An 18,115-nucleotide genomic window follows, 5' to 3' on the forward strand; every position below is an offset into this window, starting at 1 on the left:
GAATGTTTTAAACTGTTCCAACCTTTTATTTTTTATAATTAATTTTATTCTGCTCGTTTTAAACCGAATTTCTCAATTTTACTGTATAAGTGACTGCGTTGAATATCAATTTCATCAGCAGTTTTAGAAACATTCCAGTTATTTTTTTCCAGCTTAAATTTAATAAACTCCCGTTCTGCATGATCTTTATAATCCTGGAAATTATTAAATGCATCAAAGGTAGAAGCCAAACTTGAACCGCCGGCACCTGCAATTTGCGTACTGGTTGCAGCACCAATATTGGTTCCACCACCTGGGTTTGCAAATGCTCTTACATCATTTTCTGTAATTACCCGATCACTTAGAATAATTAAACGTTCGATCATATTGTGAAGTTCACGCACATTACCCGTCCAGGGTAAAGCTTGTAATGCAGCCATGCCAGCATCATTAATCTTTTTAACAGGCATTCCATAGTCATTACAAATGCTTTCTAAAAAGTTTTGTGCAATTACCGGAATATCATCTGTACGTTCTGTTAAATGCGGTACATGGATGTTAATTACGTTTAAGCGGTGGTATAAATCCATACGGAAATTACCATCTTCAATTTCTTTTAATAAATCTTTATTGGTCGCTGCTAAAACCCGAACATTCACTTCAATTTCTTTCTCGCCTCCAACACGTGATATTTTATGTTCCTGCAGGGCACGCAATACTTTAGCCTGAGCAGAAAGACTCATATCACCAATTTCATCCAGAAATAAAGTTCCACCATTGGCCAGCTCAAATTTACCAATCCTTTGTTTTACAGCAGAAGTAAACGAACCTTTTTCGTGTCCAAATAACTCACTTTCAATTAATTCTGAAGGTATTGCTGCGCAGTTTACCTCAATTAATGGGCTGTCTGCACGGTTAGATTTCTCATGTAACCAACGGGCAACCAGTTCTTTACCGCTACCATTTGCACCTGTAATTAATACACGGGCTTCGGTAGGGGCTACTCTTTCTATGGTTTCTTTAATTTTAGAAATACTTTCTGAACTTCCTAAAATCTCACGGGTTTTACTTGCTTTACGTTTTAAAACTTTCGTTTCGGTGACTAAATTTCCCCGGTCAAGTGCATTTCTAACCGTAATTAATAAACGGTTTAAATCCGGTGGTTTAGAAATAAAGTCAAAAGCACCTTTTTTACTGGCTTCAATGGCAGTTTCCACTGTTCCATGTCCCGAAATCATAATAAAAGGAAGATCTGGCTTAATGATTAGCGCCTGTTCAAGCACTTCCATACCATCCATTTTATTCATCTTGATGTCGCACAGTATAAGGTCGAAATTATCTCTTTTGATCATTTCTAACCCGTCTATGCCGTTATCAATATCCTCTACATCATAATTTTCATACTCTAAAATTTCTCTAAGCGTACTTCTTATTGCCCGTTCATCATCAATTATCAGCAGTTTTGCCATTTTGGGATTAATTTTTATTTTAAATGCGAATATATTATTTTATTGATTAATGTATAGTTTTTTATACAATAAGTTATTAACGGGTAAATGTTTTAAAAGTTTTATCGGCTGATAAATAATGTTTTAAGAAAGTGGTAAAGGAAGAAAAAAAATGCAGGTCTGTAAGCCGGGTTCTGTTTCCCAATAAATTGGGCTTCTATCATTAATCCACTATAAACGTTGCCGTTTATCTCTAACGACCTACCCACTAACATCGGACGGGCAGCCCTACATGCGTTAGCCTATTTGGTCTTTCAACTCCCGGGGTTTACAATCATTAACAGTCGCCTGCTAATGTCGTGCGCTCTTACCACACGTTTTCACCCTTACCACAATACAAGATTGTGGCGGTATACTTTCTGTTGCACTTTCCGTAATTCAGGTTTTCAATCCTGAATCCCTTTCTGTTAGAAAGCGGGATGCCCTGTGTTGCCCGGACTTTCCTCTCTTTCGGTTTAACCCGAAACAGCGATAGAACAACCTGCATTTTGCGCAAATATGAGGCTTTTTACTTAATAAAGATACAAAGAAGCTGTTTTTTTAATTATTTACAGTTTTGTAAATGCTTGCTCACTTCGTTATAGTGTACAAAACCTTGTTTGTTGCCAAAGGAGTTGGTAATAAAAACCATTACCTGCGCTACGTCAATATCCGCAAGCTCCGGAAAGGCGGGCATTTTCTCTTTATATACTTTGCCATGAATGGTAATGGGTTCATTTAAACCATTTTTGATTATGCAAGCCAGGCGGGTTTTGTTGTTCTTTAAAAACGTACTGTCTGTTAATGGAGGAGCCAACTCACCTAAACCTTCTCCGGCTTCGCCATGGCAGTTTTGACATTTGGCAACGTAAATATCTTTTCCATTCGACATGTAGTTTTGCAAATCTATTTGCTGCTGATTTTGACAGGAAATAATTATGACTATAACAGAAAGGACGAAAATGAAGTTGATGATATATTTACGCATGATATTTTGTTCGTTTTAGGAGGATTACCACGGAAGCACTGAAAGCACATAAATTGAATTGATTCCATGCAAGTCTATGTTTCCGTGGCAAAAAAAATCTATTTTTTATATTCAGCCAATAAAAGCGGAATATCCTTTTTTAATTGCTCTACCTGATCCTGTTTGGTACCATCATAAGCGCCACGGATGCGTTTATCTTTATCGATAAGCACCAAATAACCCTGATGAATATAGCCATCTTTAGCGGTGCTGTCTTCGCCAACAGCAACTAAATAGCTTTTTTCGGCTAAAGTATAAACACTGTCTTTAGATCCATAAACAAATTGCCATTTTGGGCCATCTACGCCTAATTTTTGTGCATATTTTTTTAATACGGAAGGTTTATCATATTTAAAATCAATGGTATGTGACAAAAACATCACATCAGGATTGGCTTTAAATTCGTTGTAAACTGTCATTAAATTGCGGTGCATGGTTGGGCAGATGGTTGTACACGAAGTAAAAAAGAAATCGGCTACATAAACTTTACCATTAGTTGCCGTATTGGTAATTAAGGTACTGTCTTGATTTAAGAATGACCAGGCCGGAATGGTTTGATAAACGGTATCAATTTTATCAACACCTGCTGCATCTTTTTTAACTTCTGCATGGCGCTCGCCATAAAATGGAAGTTTTCTATCTTGCTTACAAGATGAAATCAGTGCAACAGATAACAAACATATTGCGATTGATGAGGTAATTTTATTCATGTTCTTGTGTTAAAAATGTAAATATACGACCTCTGCTTTGCAGAAGACAATTATTTATAACATCAATTATTTTTTGATGTATTTGGCGGGCTCTTTTACAAACTTTTGTTTGCAGCTTTCTGAACAAAAGCCATAAACCAACTGGTCATAAGTAGCGGTTTTTATATTGCCAGCCCTAACTTTCATTTTACAAACGGGATCAATACCGTCTTTTTTAAGGGTATCTGTTAATAATTTACTATTGTTTGTTAAATGGTTTTCCTTTGCTCTTAGCGATGTGAATGCCATTATTATAACGAAGGCAGTAATGCTTATTGTTTTCATTTTATTCATGTTTATGTGTTTTAATTCTGACGGAGGCTGATTTCGCATGATAGAGATTTAAAACTGAATCAGATTCTCTTATAATTCTGATATAAGTGTCTTCTACACCACGAATTTTAATCATTTCGGATTTGAAATAGGCCAGATTTTGCTCTTCTGCTTTACCCTTATAGTCGTCTTTAAATTCATGCATCCAATCCATCATTAACTCATCCGCTTTGTTTAGCCTGGTAATTAAATCCGTAATTTTCTGCTTTTGTAAAGTAGAATCAGGCGCTGTTTTCACTTTATCAGACAGTAGAACAGTGTCTAAAATCATTCTGTTTTTGATCACTTTTTCACCGTCAATCATAAGCTTATCATGAATGTTAAGTACTTCTTTTTTGATGGCTTCAGCGTCAGGAGTAGTTTTACAAGCCATTAATATAGATGTAAATACAAGAATTGTACAATTGCGGATCTTTTTTAAACTAGTATTCATTTTTTTAAAAATTATAAGTAAGCCCAACATATACTTTACCTGCGCTCATTGGGTGATCGGTTTGAGCCTCCCAGATATTTTTTTGAATACCTGCATTTAAAGCAATATTCTTATAAAAAATATCTGCGCCAAGTCCGCCCATCAGGTTATTCATTTTATGTTCTCCGGTTTGCTGTCCTTTATATTTTTCACCAGCCGAATACTCATAAAAAAATTGTGCTGAAGGCATAACCTGCCAGTCTTTGTTAATTCTTTGCGTATAAAAGATATTCAGAAAACTGGTTGTACTATTTGCAATACCTTCCTGCTCACTATTTTTGCCATTTACTTTGTAAGAAGTATTTAAACTGGCACCAAATTTCCCCAACCCAATCATATAGTTTAAATAAACAAAACCATCCGTACTGCCTGTTCCGGCCTGCATTAAAGAAGAATAACGGATACCTTCGAAATTTTTAAAATCATTTTTTCCTGTAGGCAGTTTTATCCCTGCACCTGCAATCAGCTGCTGTTTGAAATTATCCTCCAGCTTTCTGAATAAATGGTAACCCGCATAAAGATTTACATCGCCAATGCCCGAAATAGAAGAAGTATAACCATTATATCTTTCTGAATTTGATGCATAAGGCACAATGGCGTTAATTTCAAGCTTATCCGTTATAAAATACCTTCCTCTGATTTCCAGTGAACGATAAATCTCGTAATCTGTCGGATTGTTGTTATGACCGGTTAACGGCTGGTTCTGACTTCTGGCCGGAATAAAAAAACTACCGCTGTTAGGAAATAATGAATGTGACTGGCCTTCGTAACCATTAAATGAACGGTAACGGTATAACATACTGATGCTGTTCCTGTTGTAATAAGGCGTAATGCCCATGAAACAGCCACAAATGTCGCATGCAAAAGTTTGTACACTGATGAGCAGGAAGATCAATATCAATAATCTACGTTTCACTATATAATGTGTTTTTGATAAATTCATAATCTGTTAATGTTTTTAAAAATGCTTTGATTTGTTCTTTTTCAGGTTCGCTTAAAGGAATCCCGTTTTTAAGTAGCGGATCTAAATTTTCGGATGCTTTAATACCTGAGTTGTAATGTTCTAATACCTCATCCAGACTATAAAACCGTCCATCGTGCATGTAAGGCGAAGTATATTCGATGTTCCTTAATGTAGGCACGCGAAATTTCCCCTTATCCGAATTTATTCCGGTAATATGCGCTCTGCCTTCATCTGTACTTATTATATCCAAACCATTGCTTTTATAATCAAAATCTGTAAAAAATGGCTCTTTATGGCACGAGGCACATTTTTCTTTAAATAAGTTGTATCCTTTTTGTTCTGCATCAGTAAAAACAGACCCGGTTTCTTTTCTAATTACTTTATCGTACCTGGAATGAGCTGAAACTAAAACACCTGTAAACTGAGTAATCGATTTTAAAATCAACTGAGAATTGATTTCTGTTGAACCAAAGGCTTGTTTAAATAAGGCTAGATAAGGCGCTGTACTTTTTAAAAAAGCGACAATGGTTTCTAAATCAGTACCCATTTCACAGGCATCGGTAATGGCGTTTAGCGGAGAAGTTTCCAGATTTTTTACGCCACCATCCCAAAAGAAAGCCTTTTGCCAGGCCAGGTTAACAAGGGGAGGTGTGTTGCGCTTACCCTGGCAATTGTTTACCCCATGACTCACTTTATGGTCGAGCTGGGTAAAGGCGGCAAATTGCTGGTGACAACTTCCGCAAGAAACACTTTTATCTGCTGATAAACGTGCCTCGTAAAATAATTTTTTCCCTAATGCAAAGCCTGCTTTGGTTAGCATATTATTCTCAAAGTTGTATGCCGGGTCAGGAAAATTGGAAGGCCTTTCAAAAATAACCGATTTTTCTTCAGGCTTTAATTCTCCTTCGTTTTTACTGCAAGCATACATCAACGCAATGCTTAAAAAAAGCATTGCGAAGACTGTTGACTTCCTTACCATTAATTATGGATATGATCTAATCGAAATAAACCGTTAGCATAATTATTAGCCACCAAAACAGAATTTGCACCACCCATGGTAAAATTTAAAGTCGCAAAGCTAATGTCTGTTTTTCCGGTAAAAAGAGCTGCTGCATTAACAATGAAATGCATTTCAGGCTTTTTATCCATTCTTATTCTCAATGGATTTGCTGCATTAATTTCAGTAGCAAAAGTTCTGATGGTATTATTTGGATCCAAAACCCCACCAATATGAAAAGTTAATGCATTATTGGGTGCAGTAGATTGTGGCGAAGTACCTTCAAGCTTTACAAAGATGTAACCGCTGTTCCAGGTCCAGAACATGCCATTTGTTGGATCCAAAGCGCCTGTTTGCGCACCTGCAAAATTACGGGCATAGTCAACGCCGATGGTGTATTCAATTTTGGTATAATCACCTGTTGGAATGTTATTTAAGGTGATCATTTTAGAGTTGTCTTTTGAAGCATCTATTAAAAAATAACTTTCTGGTACTGCAAATACGGTTCCATCAGCTTTAGTTAATTTAACATTGCTTACATAATATTTAAAAACATTGATCTTAAAATCTTCGCCTTTAGCGTTTTTATAAGTACTTGTTCCTAAGGTTAATGCAGCACCATTAACCTGGTTTTCAAACTCTATATTAAAAGAAGATTTAGTGTCTGTAGCAATGCTATCGTTGTTTTTTTTGCATGAAGCAGATAAAAGTATAACAGGACAAATTAATGCCAGTAAGTATTGTGATAATTTCATTTTTTGAAATATGGATAAGTGAATTCATAATCTTCTGTCATTTCTGAATGCAATGAAGATCTACATTTTAGTAGAAATTGGTATTACAGCAGAAAGCAGATTAGTAGTTCCTGGCCTAGAGATTCTTCGCTACGCTCAGAATGACAAATAGCCTAAAACATGCGGTAGCAGAGCTATCACATAAAAGAATAAATTTATTTAAACCAGTTTCGGTGGCTGGAAAATGGATAAATGTAAAGAAGGAAGTGGTTTTTGTAAATAACCAATTTCAGATTTTATCTCAAAGAAAGGAATATCATGATTAAGAACAACGAATTTAAAAGAAGGCTCTGCTTCAATTACCCTGCGCAGATTTTCCTGTTCTGTTTTATTCTTTTTTTCAAGTTCTTTTAATTTGGTCGCTAAAAAACATTTACCATCACAATGTAGTTCAGGATGTTCTTTATTGATACAAAATACGCTTGTGATGTATTCTTTATTAAGTTTATAGCCAGAATATACAACCAACTGCATGGCGCCGTTGGATAATATTGATGTGATTAAGAAGAATATAAGGATTCTTTTGAACATAGCTATTGGTTGCAAATGTACAAACGAATTTGATTGCAACAAATAAAATTTTGTTTCCTTTGTTCAATGTAATCACCTAAAATGTTTACACTGATTGTTATTGCAAGGCACGTTTAAATAATTTGCCACGGAAATCACAGATTAACACAGATAATTCTGTGCATTCAATGCCTCCGTGGCAAAATTGAATTATGCTTGTAAATCAGTCATTACAGCTTTAATTTTCTCTGCAAGTTTTTCGTTAACAGTATCAAAATCTGCTCTGCTGGCTAATGGTGCATTAACGCTGCAATAAAATTTAATTTTAGGCTCTGTTCCACTCGGGCGGGCAGAAACAATACTTCCATCTTCGGTAATAAATTGAAGCACATCCGATTTAGGTAAGGCTAATTTACTTACTTTTCCGGTGGATAAATCAGTTTCATTTCCTAATTCATAATCTTTTAATAATGAAACTTTTGAACCTCCTAGCGTAGCAGGTGGATTATTTCTAAATTTTTCCATCATTGCTTTAATTTCTTCTGCGCCGGTTTTGCCTTTTTTGGTTATAGAAACTAAATCTTCTTTATACAAGCCATATTCTATGTAGGTATCAAGCAGAGCATCGTATAAACTATTTCCTTTATCCTTATAGTAAGCGGTCATTTCTGCAATAAATGCAGCAGAAACTACCGCATCTTTATCACGTACCAAATCGCCGATTAAATAACCGTAACTTTCTTCACCACCGCCAATAAAGTATTTTTTACCCTCAAGCTCAGTCATAATCTGACCGATCCATTTAAATCCGGTTAAGGTATTGTAAAAAGTAACGTTCTTTTTCTTAGCAATTTCTTCAATCAGGTTAGAAGTAACAATGGTTTTAACAATAAACTTATTTCCATCTAACTTACCTTTTTCTTCCCAGGCACTTAATAAATAATTAATCAGCAAACTTCCAGTTTGGTTACCATTAAGCAATAACCATTCGCCGGTATTATCTTTTACTGCAATACCTACACGGTCAGCATCCGGATCAGTTGCTAAAACTAAATCTGCATCAATTTCTTTAGCTTTTTTAAGCGCCAGTGTTAATGCTTCTTTTTCTTCAGGATTAGGATAAACTACCGTAGGAAAGTTTCCGTCCGGTATACTTTGTTCTTCAACCAGCGTTACATTGGTAAAACCAAATTGTTGCAGCGCTTTAGGTACTAAAGTTATTCCGGTACCGTGAATAGGAGAATAAACAATTTTTAAATCATGCTGTCTTTTTATGGCATCTGGTGAGATAGAAAGGGCCGTAATGCCATCTAAGTAAAGTTTATCTACATCCTCGCCAATTAACTCAATATTTGCATCAACGCGATCAAATTTAACTTCATCAATGCTGGAGATTTTATTGACTTCATCAATAACCAATTTATCATCAGGCGCAGTAAGCTGACCACCATCGGCACCATAGGCCTTATAACCATTGTATTCTTTAGGATTATGGGAAGCTGTTAACATTACACCACTTTTACAACCAAAATGACGAACTGCAAAAGAAAGCTCAGGTGTTGGTCTTAGTGCGGAGAAGAAATAAACATGTATTCCGTTTGCAGAGAAAACATCCGCTGTGATTTTTGCAAAATAATCAGAGTTATTGCGACTGTCATGCGCAATGGCCACCTTAATTTTTTCTCCAGGGTATTTATTGTTCAAATAATTAGCTAAACCCTGAGTTGCCGTACCAATAGTATATTTATTTATCCGGTTAGAACCTGCACCCATGATGCCGCGTAAACCTCCGGTTCCAAATTCTAAACTTTTATAAAATGCATCAGTAAGTTCTGTAACTGCATCTTTATCTACAAGAGCCTGAATTTCAGCTTTTGTATTTTCATCGTAATTTCCACTTAACCACTTATTAATGGTGGTTTGTGTTGCTTGATCAATTGCTTGCATTGAGCTTGTTTTTAATTTAATATCTGGTTTTGAACAATTTTAAATGAGGGATGTTTGGTGTAAATCAAAATATTTTGATTTGTTCCAAATTTTATTTTGTTGAGGATGTTGATTTTAAACTCCTTTTGTTTAATTTCACGCCCCGATACAATAATAAAGAAAATTACATATTCCAGTATAAAAATGAAAATATTAAAATTTGGGGGTACCTCTGTAGGTAGTCCCGAGCGCATGACGAAGTTGTTGGATATCATTAATCCAAATGAAGAGCAGATTGTGGTTTTATCGGCTGTTGCCGGAACTACAAATAGTTTAGTAGAAATTGCAAGTAATTTTTTAGCTGGAGATAAGAAGAAGGGAAGCGATTGCGTTGAAAACCTGTATCAAAAATATAAAACCTTTGTTATTGAACTTTTGCCGGCTGCAGAGTTTCAGGAGCAGGGTAATGAAGTAATTGATTACCATTTTGGTTTTTTAGCAGGTTTGGCCAACGATATTTTTACTACAATTGAAGAAAAAGTAGTTTTAGCGCAAGGCGAATTGTTATCGACAACTTTATACCACATTTACTTAAAATCTATCGGAGTACCTTCTGTTTTACTTCCGGCTTTAGATTTTATGAAAACTGATGAGGATAGTGAGCCCGATATTCCTTTTACAACGAAGCACTTAACGCCTTTATTGGAAAAACATAAGGATAACAAACTTTTTATTACTCAAGGTTACATTTGCCGCAATAGTTTTGGCGAAGTAGATAATTTGCGCCGTGGCGGAAGTGATTATACAGCCTCATTACTAGGTGCTGCTATTTTAGCAGAAGAAGTTCAAATCTGGACAGATATTGATGGCATGCATAACAACGACCCACGTATTGTTAAGGGGACCAAACCAATTGCTCAGTTATCTTTTGATGAAGCAGCCGAGCTGGCTTATTTTGGAGCGAAGATTCTTCACCCACAATCTGTTTTTCCGGCGCAGAAATATAAAATTCCGGTTCGTTTATTAAATACCATGGAGCCGCAAGCCGCCGGTACATTAATTACGCACGATAGCGAAAAAGGTAAAATAAAGTCAATCGCTGCTAAAGATGGCATTACGGCAATCCGTATCCAGTCAAGCCGCATGTTGCTGGCTTATGGCTTTTTACGCAGGGTATTTGAAGTTTTTGAACGTTATAAAACACCAATTGATATGATTACGACATCTGAGGTTGCTGTATCTTTAACGATTGATGAAACTGCTCATTTACCAAAAATCATCGAAGAACTGGAAAGTTTTGGTACTGTTGAGGTTGATACCGATCACAGTATTGTTTGTGTAGTTGGCGATTTCTGTTCTGAAAAACATGGCTTTGCAAGCAGGGTTTTAGAAGGGTTGAAACACATTCCAATCCGTATGATTTCTTACGGAGGAAGCAATTACAATGTTTCTTTACTCATATTAAGCGAGTATAAAACTGAAGCTTTAAGAAGTTTGCACAACCGTTTATTCGAATAATAAAAAGAAACAGGCGGTAAGCACCATAAGGCCGATAAAGAGATGAATGGCTAAGAAATTTATCGGTAAAAGTCCTTTTTTATACTTCTGGTAAGAATTTAATAAACCCAGGGTAATGATAAGCGTAATAAATATGGCGGCTGCAATTTTCATAAAATGTTGTTTGTAAAAGATGGTGAACTGATCAGAAAAATTAAGACCAGGTCATAATCTTCTAAAGAATAATAGAAATAAAACAATAAAAAGTAAAAGGATAAAAAACCTGATTTTACCATCATATTGTTTCCGGGTAATTCTTGCATGCTTAAAATCCAGGTGGTTACCCCAATAAATTAGGCCAAAGAAAATAATTAAAATTATAATAAGGAATTTGAACATGTTCGCCGATAAAGATATATCAAAGTTTAACAATATAGAAACACCTTTTTACTACTACGATACTAATTTGTTGCAGAAAACATTGCGCACTTGTGCTGATGCTGCCGCTGCATATAAATTTCATATCCATTATGCTTTAAAGGCTAATTTTAATCAGGTTTTGCTTGATCAGATCAAAGAAATTGGTTTTGGTGCGGATTGTGTAAGTGCTGGTGAGGTTAGAAAAGCGGTAGAAATTGGTTTCGATCGTAAAAAAATCGTTTTTGCAGGTGTTGGTAAATCTGATAAAGAAATTAATGAGGCTTTAGATCTTGATATTTTCTGTTTTAATGTTGAATCTATTCAGGAATTGGAAGTTTTAAATGAACTTGCTGTAAAAAAAGGAAAAACCGCTCAGGTGGCTATCCGCATTAACCCAAATGTAGATGCACATACACACCACAACATTACCACAGGATTGGATGAAAATAAATTCGGAATTAACTCATGGGATTTACCGGAATGTGCCGAAACTTTAAAAGCATCTCCAAATCTTAAATTTATTGGTATTCACTTTCACATCGGATCGCAGATTACAAACTTAGACGTTTACAAAAATCTTTGTGTTCGCGTAAATGAATTTGCCAAATGGTTTGAAGATAAAGGTTTTACTTTAAAAGTTTTAAACGTAGGCGGTGGTTTAGGTATTAATTATTACGAACCTGATCACCAGATCCCTGATTTTGAATCCTATTTTAAAATATTCAATGAATTTTTAGACGTTAAACCAGATCAGGAAGTTCATTTTGAATTAGGCAGGGCTTTAGTTGGACAGTCTGCCTCCCTAATTACCAGGGTGTTATACATTAAAAATGGCAAGAAAAAGAATTTTGTTGTTCTTGATGCCGGGATGACCGAATTGATGCGTCCTGCATTGTATCAGGCCTATCATAAAATTGAAAACTTAACCAGAGGTGCAGGCAATTCTACCAAATATGATATTGTTGGACCAATTTGTGAAAGTACAGATTGCTTTGGTAAGGAAGTAGAACAACCTGAATCTTTTAGAGGTGATATTTTTGCCATCCGTAGTGCAGGTGCGTATGGAGAGGTAATGGCTTCAAAATATAACTTAAGAGATGCTATAAGATCTGTTTATAGCAACGAGATATAAAAAAACGTCATGCTGAGGAATTAAGAACCTGTTTCTGAATATCAATTATTTCAATCATTTACAGGTTCTTCATTCCTCCAGAATGACAAATTTAATTATTTCCTTCGTGCAGTTACGAAAATAAAAACTCCGGCAATTAAAATAATGCCACCCACATAAGGCGGCCAGTTTACATTTTTCTGCTTATCTGCAGATATCTGAATGGGACCGGCATCAACAACTTTTTCTTTTTTGGTATAAGAAAAACCTGTCCAAACCAACATGATAACGCCCAGAAAAATTAATATAACTCCAAATGTTTTGTTCATGATTTTAGATATTGGTTAAAATCATAACAAGCAAGGTGTATTTAAGTTTTAATCTTCAAAGAAATCAATCAGTCCGCCAAGGTAATTTTCTTCAATACCTTCGGTAAATTCTTTAAAGTCTTCTTCAGGAATATTAGTTTGTCTGTATTCTAAAGATGTTCCCGGTTTATCCTCATGCAGTTTAATGGTTACAATAGAAGGTTCGTTATCTTCACCAAAATACCATTGCTGTACAATTTTTTTATTAGGTTCAAATTCCAGGTTCTTTCCTACAATATCACCATCCCATAAAGAGAATTCAGTATCAGCCTTTTCTTCAAATTCTACTTCAGCACCCGTCCAAAGTTTTATACTGATGTCTTTTGTCAAAGCCAGATAAACCTCTTCAGGAGTAGCTGGAATGTAGACGTATTTCTTAAAATCCATTTTGTCTTTTATGTAAAATTTAAACGTACAAATCTACTTAAAAGCATTTAAACCCGTTACATCCATTCCGGTAATCAATAAATGAATATCATGTGTGCCCTCATACGTTACCACAGATTCCAGATTCATCATATGGCGCATAATTGAATATTCACCTGTAATACCCATTCCACCAAGCATTTGACGGGCGTTTCTGGCAATATCCAATGCAATTTCTACACTATTTCTTTTAGCCATAGATATTTGCTCGGCTGTTGCCCTGTTTTCACTTTTTAAAACACCCAAACGCCAAACCAATAATTGTCCTTTGGTAATTTCGGTAACCATTTCGGCCAGTTTCTTTTGTTGTAACTGAAAACCTCCAATTGGTTTTCCAAATTGAACCCTTTCTTTAGAATATCTTAAAGCCGTATCGTAACAATCCATTGCCGCACCAAGTGCACCCCAGGCAATACCGTAACGGGCCTGATTTAAACAACCCAGAGGCCCTTTTAAACCACTTATCTCCGGAAAAATATTTTCCTTAGGGATTTTAACATTATCAAAAACTAATTCTCCGGTTGCCGAAGCCCGCAAGCTCCATTTATTGTGGGTTTCAGGGGTAGAAAATCCTTCCATGCCACGCTCCACAACCATTCCTCTGATTTTTCCTGACTCATCTTTAGCCCAAACCACGGCAATGTCTGCAAATGGTGCATTGCTGATCCACATTTTAGCTCCATTTAAAACATAATGAGATCCTGCATCTTTTATATTGGTCACCATACCGCCAGGGTTCGATCCATGATCTGGTTCTGTTAGGCCAAAACAGCCCATCATTTCGCCACTGGCCAACTTAGGCAAATATTTTTTACGTTGTTCTTCCGTTCCGTATGCATAAATAGGGTACATCACTAAGGAGCCCTGAACCGAAGCGGTAGAACGAATTCCAGAGTCTCCACGCTCAATTTCCTGCATTAAAATTCCATAGGCTGTATAATCCAGTCCTGCACCACCATATTCAACCGGGATAGTAGGGCCAAAAGCGCCAATATCTGCCAATCCTTTAATTAAATGTTTCGGAAATTCTGCTTTTTGTGCATAATCTTCAATAACCGGGCTAACTTCTTTTTTTACCCATTCTCTTGCAGTAGAACGGATTAATTTGTGTTCGTCTGTTAAAAGTTCATCTAATAAATAGTAATCCGGAGCTTCGTAAAGGTCTTTTTTTGCTGATTTGCTCATGTAAAGTGAAATTATCTGGTTAAGAGATTATGTTAAATTCAAAGGTAACAATTTACCGCAATGGGCATTATATTCATGAATAAAAATTTAATTTTGTTTCACAAACAGATATAATGAGTTATTTAAAACAAACTGTCGCCTTAAAAGATGTAAAATGTTTTGCTTTGCATGGTTTTTACCCTGAAGAACAATTAACAGGCAATCATTTTATTGTAGATTTGGAAACTATATTTACACCTTCGGGCTTTGATGACGAATTGAAGCAAACGGTAAATTATGAAGACCTGAATGCAATTATTTTGGCAGAAATGAAAAATACACAAAAGCTTTTAGAAACCGTTTTGCACAATATGATTTCAAAAGTTGCAGCCTTATATCCGTTTGTAGAGATTATAAATGCAAGCATTAAAAAATTAAATCCACCAATGCCCGGACAAATAGGCCATTCTTTTGTAAAACTAACCTATACAGCAGCAAAATAAAATGAACTTTACCAAATTAAACCCTCAGATATTAGCAGAAATTAAAAGCATTTTAGGCGAAAACGCAGTTTTTACAGATGCCGAAAGTTTGGATAATTATAGCCATGATGAAACAGAAGATTTACGTTACCAACCAGAGGTTGTTGTAAAACCAAAAACAACTGCCGAGGTTTCTGCTTTGCTTAAACTTTGTAATGGTTATGGCATTCCGGTTACGCCGAGAGGTGGCGGGACTGGATTAAGTGGCGCCGCTTTGCCAATTTATGGAGGCGTTTCTTTATCCATGGAAAAATTTAAAGCCATTATAGAAATAGATACAGAGAATTTACAAGCCACTGTTGAGCCCGGGGTAATTACCGAAGAGTTTATTAATGCAGTGGCTGAACAAGGGCTTTTATATCCGGTAGACCCAAGCAGCAAAGGTTCTTGTTTTATAGGTGGAAACGTGGCGCATGGATCTGGTGGACCAAGAGTTGTAAAATATGGAACCATTCGTGAGTATATCTTAAATCTGGAAGTCGTTTTACCTAATGGAGAGGTAATCTGGACAGGCGCCAATACGTTAAAATATGCTTCAGGTTATAATTTAACACAGTTGATGATTGGTTCGGAAGGAACATTAGCTGTTGTAACTAAAATCGTGACTAAGCTTTTGCCCAAGCCACAAAACTCAGTTTTAATGATGGGTTCTTTCAGCACAAATGAAGAGGCTTGTGCAGCTGTTTCAGCAATATTCAGGGCTGGTGTAACGCCATCTGCTTTAGAGTTTATGGAACGGAAAGGAGTGGAGTGGGTAATTAAATATGACGACATCAAATTTGATCTTAAAGATGATGTTAAAGCCTTATTAATGATTGAATTTGATGGAGATGATTTGGATGACATTTTTAAAAATTGTGAGAAAACCAATATCGTTTTAGAAGATCATAAATGTACGGAAGTGCTTTTCGCTGATTCCTCGGCTCAAAAAGAAGAATTGTGGAGGATGCGCCGAACAATGGCCGAATCGGTCAAATCTAATTCAGTTTATAAGGAAGAAGATACCGTGGTGCCAAGAGCTGCTTTACCGGAATTAATTAATGGAATTAAAGAAATTGGTGCAAAATATGGTTTTGAAAGTGTTTGCTATGGACATGCTGGTGATGGAAACCTACACGTAAACATTATTAAAGCCGGAATGAGTGATGATGACTGGAAAAACAAATTGAAATTTGGCATTACAGAAATTTTTGAACTTACAAGAGATTTAGGTGGAACTTTATCGGGAGAGCACGGCATTGGCCTGGTTCAAAAAGATTATATGCCAATAAAATATTCAGAGATTCATTTAAATCTAATGCGTGGAATAAAACAGGTTTTTGACCCAAAAGGCATATTAAATCCAGGCAAAATGATTCCTGACTTAAAATAACCAACTTAAACGTCATTTAGATTATTAATGCTCATGAAACCTATTTTAGTTTCACTATACCTTATTTTAAGCATATTCTTTGCGAAAGCACAAACAATTTATAGTCACGCATATGGTAATCGCACCAATAAAGCCGTTATATTTATTCACGGCGGACCAAGTGGTAATTCAACACTTTTTGAAGGCACAACTGCTCAAAAACTGGCTGATAAAGGCTTTTATGTAATTGTTTACGATAGAAGAGGTGAAGGCCGGTCGGCAGATCCTGATGCAAAATTTACTTATCAGGAGGCTTTTAATGATCTAAATGGTATTTACGAAAAGTACAACCTTAAATCGGCTAATATTATTGCACACAGTTTTGGCGGATTGGTTGGTACATTGTTTTCAGAAAAATATCCTAAAAAGGTAAATACATTAATATTGGCTGGCGCTTTATTCTCCCAGCAAGAAACTTATAACCATATTTTAACCTCGGTTAAAAAGATATATGCCTTAAAAAATGATACCACTATGCTCAAAACAGTTGCCTATGTAGAAGGTTTGGATAAAAATTCAGCCGAATATAGAAAAGGTTGTTTCGATCTGGCCGGAAAAAATGGTTACTTTAAATTGGAGCACCCAGATAAAGAGGCGGTTGATTTAAACAAAAATTATGAAGCTGGTATTTTTTATAAAACCAATATCAGGAATCACAATGCCCCAATAAATTTTTATAAGAACGAACCACTTAAAAACATTGATACAAAAGCCATTCTGAAGAAAATAAAAGATAAGAAAATCCGTCTTTTTGCAATTTATGGTAAGCAAGACGGAATTTTTTCTGACAAGCAAATTGAGGATATGAAACATATTACCGGAAAAAATAACTTTGTTTATTTGGATAATTGCTCACATTATCTTTTTGTTGATCAACAACAGTCATTCTTATCGGCAGTTAAAAAATGGCTTAAAGTTTATTGATTTAGTTGTTCAAAATCTAACATTTTTTGTTTTTCGGCTTCAGGTATGGCCACCGGTTTGCCATTTGCATAATCAACTGCAATACACACAGTTTTTCCCTTACTGCAAATTACTTCTTCAGTACCTTTAATTTTTACAATCTGATAATCCAGATCAAAACTGGTATTGCCTATTCTGGATGTTTTAACATGTACGGCTATTTTATCATCCATCAAAATTGGTAAAATATAGTCCAGCTCGGCATGCGCTATAACAATCCCGGTTTTTTTCCAGTCCCAATTAATAATCTCTTCCCAATATTTTGTACGGGCTATTTCCAGGTAGGTAAAATAAACCGAATTGTTTACATGTCCCATCATATCAAAGTCTATAAAACGAAGTGGAATATTGGTTTTATAGTTAAAAAAGTCAGAAAAACGCTTTATGTCTGTCAATTTGTCTTTTGATTTACTTGTTTTTTGCCAAAATGTCTTAAAAATCATAAAAATAGGGATTGGTATATAAGTTGAATAGGATGAATTATCAATTTAAAAATAAAAAATTAAAGATATGACACTTGTAAATTTCAACAACAAAACCCGCAACACAGCTCCTTACTTTAACAATGTTTTTGATTCATTGTTTAGCGATGCGATAACTAAAAATAAAATGGTTGATAAATCGCCAAATGTTAATATTAGCGAAAGCGAAACTGCTTACGTAATTGAATTGGCTGCACCGGGTTTAAAGAAAGAAGATTTTCAAATTAATTTAAAGAAAGATACCTTATCGGTTTGGGCAGAAGTTAAAAAAGACGAAACTCAGGTTGTAAAAGATTTTACACGTAAGGAGTTTGATTACAGTTCGTTTGCAAGATCATTTAACTTACCAGACAGTGCGGATGGCGACAAAATTACTGCCGAGTATAAAGACGGTATTTTAAGCATCAACATTGGTAAAAAAGATGAGGCTAAATTACAACACAAAGAAATTGTAGTCGCATAAAAGTTTTTTCATAATAGTTTAGTTTAAGTT

Annotated in this window: 21 protein-coding genes and 1 other RNA gene; 6 read left to right on the forward strand and 16 right to left on the reverse strand. The window is 35.5% G+C overall.

Features of this window, described 5'->3' with window-relative positions:
- Positions 1-44: 44 nt before the first annotated feature.
- From O0955_RS06770 to O0955_RS06820, 11 genes are all read right to left on the reverse strand, one after another.
- On the reverse strand, positions 45-1,448 hold the full coding sequence (locus O0955_RS06770) for a sigma-54-dependent transcriptional regulator (protein ID WP_269426781.1): 1,404 nt from the start codon (positions 1,446-1,448) through the stop codon (positions 45-47).
- A 146-nt stretch (positions 1,449-1,594) separates the two neighbouring features.
- Positions 1,595-1,975: RNase P RNA component class A (rnpB, locus tag O0955_RS06775), an RNA gene on the reverse strand.
- A gap of 56 nt (positions 1,976-2,031) precedes the next feature.
- Positions 2,032-2,358, reverse strand: coding sequence for a c-type cytochrome (locus O0955_RS06780; protein ID WP_269426782.1), 327 nt, complete (start codon positions 2,356-2,358; stop codon positions 2,032-2,034).
- A 194-nt stretch (positions 2,359-2,552) separates the two neighbouring features.
- Entirely contained in the window at positions 2,553-3,203 is a 651-nt protein-coding gene (locus O0955_RS06785; protein WP_269426783.1) for an SCO family protein, read from the reverse strand.
- 66 nt (positions 3,204-3,269) lie between these two features.
- Positions 3,270-3,491 carry a YHS domain-containing protein gene (locus O0955_RS06790; protein WP_269426784.1) on the reverse strand — a complete coding sequence of 74 codons (222 nt, stop codon included), beginning with the start codon at positions 3,489-3,491 and terminating at the stop codon, positions 3,270-3,272.
- 37 nt (positions 3,492-3,528) lie between these two features.
- Entirely contained in the window at positions 3,529-4,008 is a 480-nt protein-coding gene (locus O0955_RS06795) for a hypothetical protein (protein ID WP_269426785.1), read from the reverse strand.
- A 4-nt stretch (positions 4,009-4,012) separates the two neighbouring features.
- Complete coding sequence (locus O0955_RS06800; protein WP_269426786.1) at positions 4,013-4,963, reverse strand: transporter; 951 nt, start codon at positions 4,961-4,963, stop codon at positions 4,013-4,015.
- Positions 4,953-5,963: a cytochrome-c peroxidase gene (locus O0955_RS06805; protein ID WP_269426787.1), complete on the reverse strand. Its 1,011-nt coding sequence runs from the start codon at positions 5,961-5,963 to the stop codon at positions 4,953-4,955. The genes O0955_RS06800 and O0955_RS06805 overlap by 11 nt, the downstream gene beginning before the upstream one ends.
- A gap of 26 nt (positions 5,964-5,989) precedes the next feature.
- Positions 5,990-6,763, reverse strand: coding sequence for an MbnP family protein (locus tag O0955_RS06810; protein ID WP_269426788.1), 774 nt, complete (start codon positions 6,761-6,763; stop codon positions 5,990-5,992).
- A 198-nt stretch (positions 6,764-6,961) separates the two neighbouring features.
- A complete protein-coding gene (locus O0955_RS06815) occupies positions 6,962-7,333 on the reverse strand; it encodes a hypothetical protein (RefSeq protein ID WP_269426789.1) in 372 nt (123 codons plus the stop codon).
- 189 nt (positions 7,334-7,522) lie between these two features.
- On the reverse strand, positions 7,523-9,259 hold the full coding sequence (locus O0955_RS06820) for a phospho-sugar mutase (RefSeq protein ID WP_269426790.1): 1,737 nt from the start codon (positions 9,257-9,259) through the stop codon (positions 7,523-7,525).
- A 183-nt stretch (positions 9,260-9,442) separates the two neighbouring features.
- Between O0955_RS06820 and O0955_RS06825 the strand changes: the two genes are divergently transcribed.
- The gene (locus O0955_RS06825; protein ID WP_269426791.1) at positions 9,443-10,756 is read left to right on the forward strand and encodes an aspartate kinase; all 1,314 of its coding nucleotides are present in this window, start codon (positions 9,443-9,445) and stop codon (positions 10,754-10,756) included.
- Here the strand turns inward: O0955_RS06825 and O0955_RS06830 are convergent.
- A complete protein-coding gene (locus tag O0955_RS06830) occupies positions 10,745-10,909 on the reverse strand; it encodes a hypothetical protein (protein ID WP_269426792.1) in 165 nt (54 codons plus the stop codon). The two genes, O0955_RS06825 and O0955_RS06830, sit on opposite strands and share 12 nt — an antisense overlap.
- Positions 10,910-11,132: 223 nt before the next feature.
- On the opposite strand from O0955_RS06830, the gene lysA reads away from it, so the two are divergent.
- Positions 11,133-12,287: a diaminopimelate decarboxylase gene (gene lysA / locus O0955_RS06835; RefSeq protein ID WP_269426793.1), complete on the forward strand. Its 1,155-nt coding sequence runs from the start codon at positions 11,133-11,135 to the stop codon at positions 12,285-12,287.
- Between the two features lie 95 nt (positions 12,288-12,382).
- Here lysA and O0955_RS06840 read toward each other — a convergent pair whose 3' ends face one another.
- The 3 genes from O0955_RS06840 to O0955_RS06850 are packed head-to-tail and all read right to left on the reverse strand — an operon-like array spanning position 12,383 to position 14,245.
- On the reverse strand, positions 12,383-12,595 hold the full coding sequence (locus O0955_RS06840; RefSeq protein ID WP_269426794.1) for a hypothetical protein: 213 nt from the start codon (positions 12,593-12,595) through the stop codon (positions 12,383-12,385).
- A gap of 48 nt (positions 12,596-12,643) precedes the next feature.
- Positions 12,644-13,021 (reverse strand): SRPBCC domain-containing protein, encoded by a 378-nt coding sequence (locus O0955_RS06845; RefSeq protein ID WP_269426795.1) that lies wholly within the window; start codon positions 13,019-13,021, stop codon positions 12,644-12,646.
- Positions 13,022-13,054: 33 nt separating this feature from the next.
- A complete protein-coding gene (locus O0955_RS06850; RefSeq protein WP_269426796.1) occupies positions 13,055-14,245 on the reverse strand; it encodes an acyl-CoA dehydrogenase family protein in 1,191 nt (396 codons plus the stop codon).
- A 113-nt stretch (positions 14,246-14,358) separates the two neighbouring features.
- Here O0955_RS06850 and O0955_RS06855 point away from each other — a divergent pair, with 113 nt between their 5' ends.
- From O0955_RS06855 to O0955_RS06865, 3 genes are read left to right on the forward strand one after another with little or no spacing between them, the layout of a single operon-like run.
- A complete protein-coding gene (locus tag O0955_RS06855) occupies positions 14,359-14,727 on the forward strand; it encodes a dihydroneopterin aldolase (RefSeq protein ID WP_269426797.1) in 369 nt (122 codons plus the stop codon).
- A gap of 1 nt (position 14,728) precedes the next feature.
- Positions 14,729-16,138: an FAD-binding oxidoreductase gene (locus O0955_RS06860; protein WP_269426798.1), complete on the forward strand. Its 1,410-nt coding sequence runs from the start codon at positions 14,729-14,731 to the stop codon at positions 16,136-16,138.
- A 33-nt stretch (positions 16,139-16,171) separates the two neighbouring features.
- Complete coding sequence (locus tag O0955_RS06865) at positions 16,172-17,101, forward strand: alpha/beta fold hydrolase (protein WP_269426799.1); 930 nt, start codon at positions 16,172-16,174, stop codon at positions 17,099-17,101.
- On the opposite strand, the gene O0955_RS06870 is transcribed toward O0955_RS06865, so the two are convergent.
- A complete protein-coding gene (locus O0955_RS06870) occupies positions 17,095-17,535 on the reverse strand; it encodes an acyl-CoA thioesterase (protein WP_269426800.1) in 441 nt (146 codons plus the stop codon). The two genes, O0955_RS06865 and O0955_RS06870, sit on opposite strands and share 7 nt — an antisense overlap.
- Before the next feature lie 115 nt (positions 17,536-17,650).
- Here O0955_RS06870 and O0955_RS06875 point away from each other — a divergent pair, with 115 nt between their 5' ends.
- On the forward strand, positions 17,651-18,085 hold the full coding sequence (locus tag O0955_RS06875; protein WP_269426801.1) for an Hsp20/alpha crystallin family protein: 435 nt from the start codon (positions 17,651-17,653) through the stop codon (positions 18,083-18,085).
- Positions 18,086-18,115: the final 30 nt, after the last annotated feature.

The sequence above is a fragment of the Pedobacter punctiformis genome (genome assembly GCF_027213715.1).
Lineage (GTDB): Bacteria > Bacteroidota > Bacteroidia > Sphingobacteriales > Sphingobacteriaceae > Pedobacter > Pedobacter punctiformis.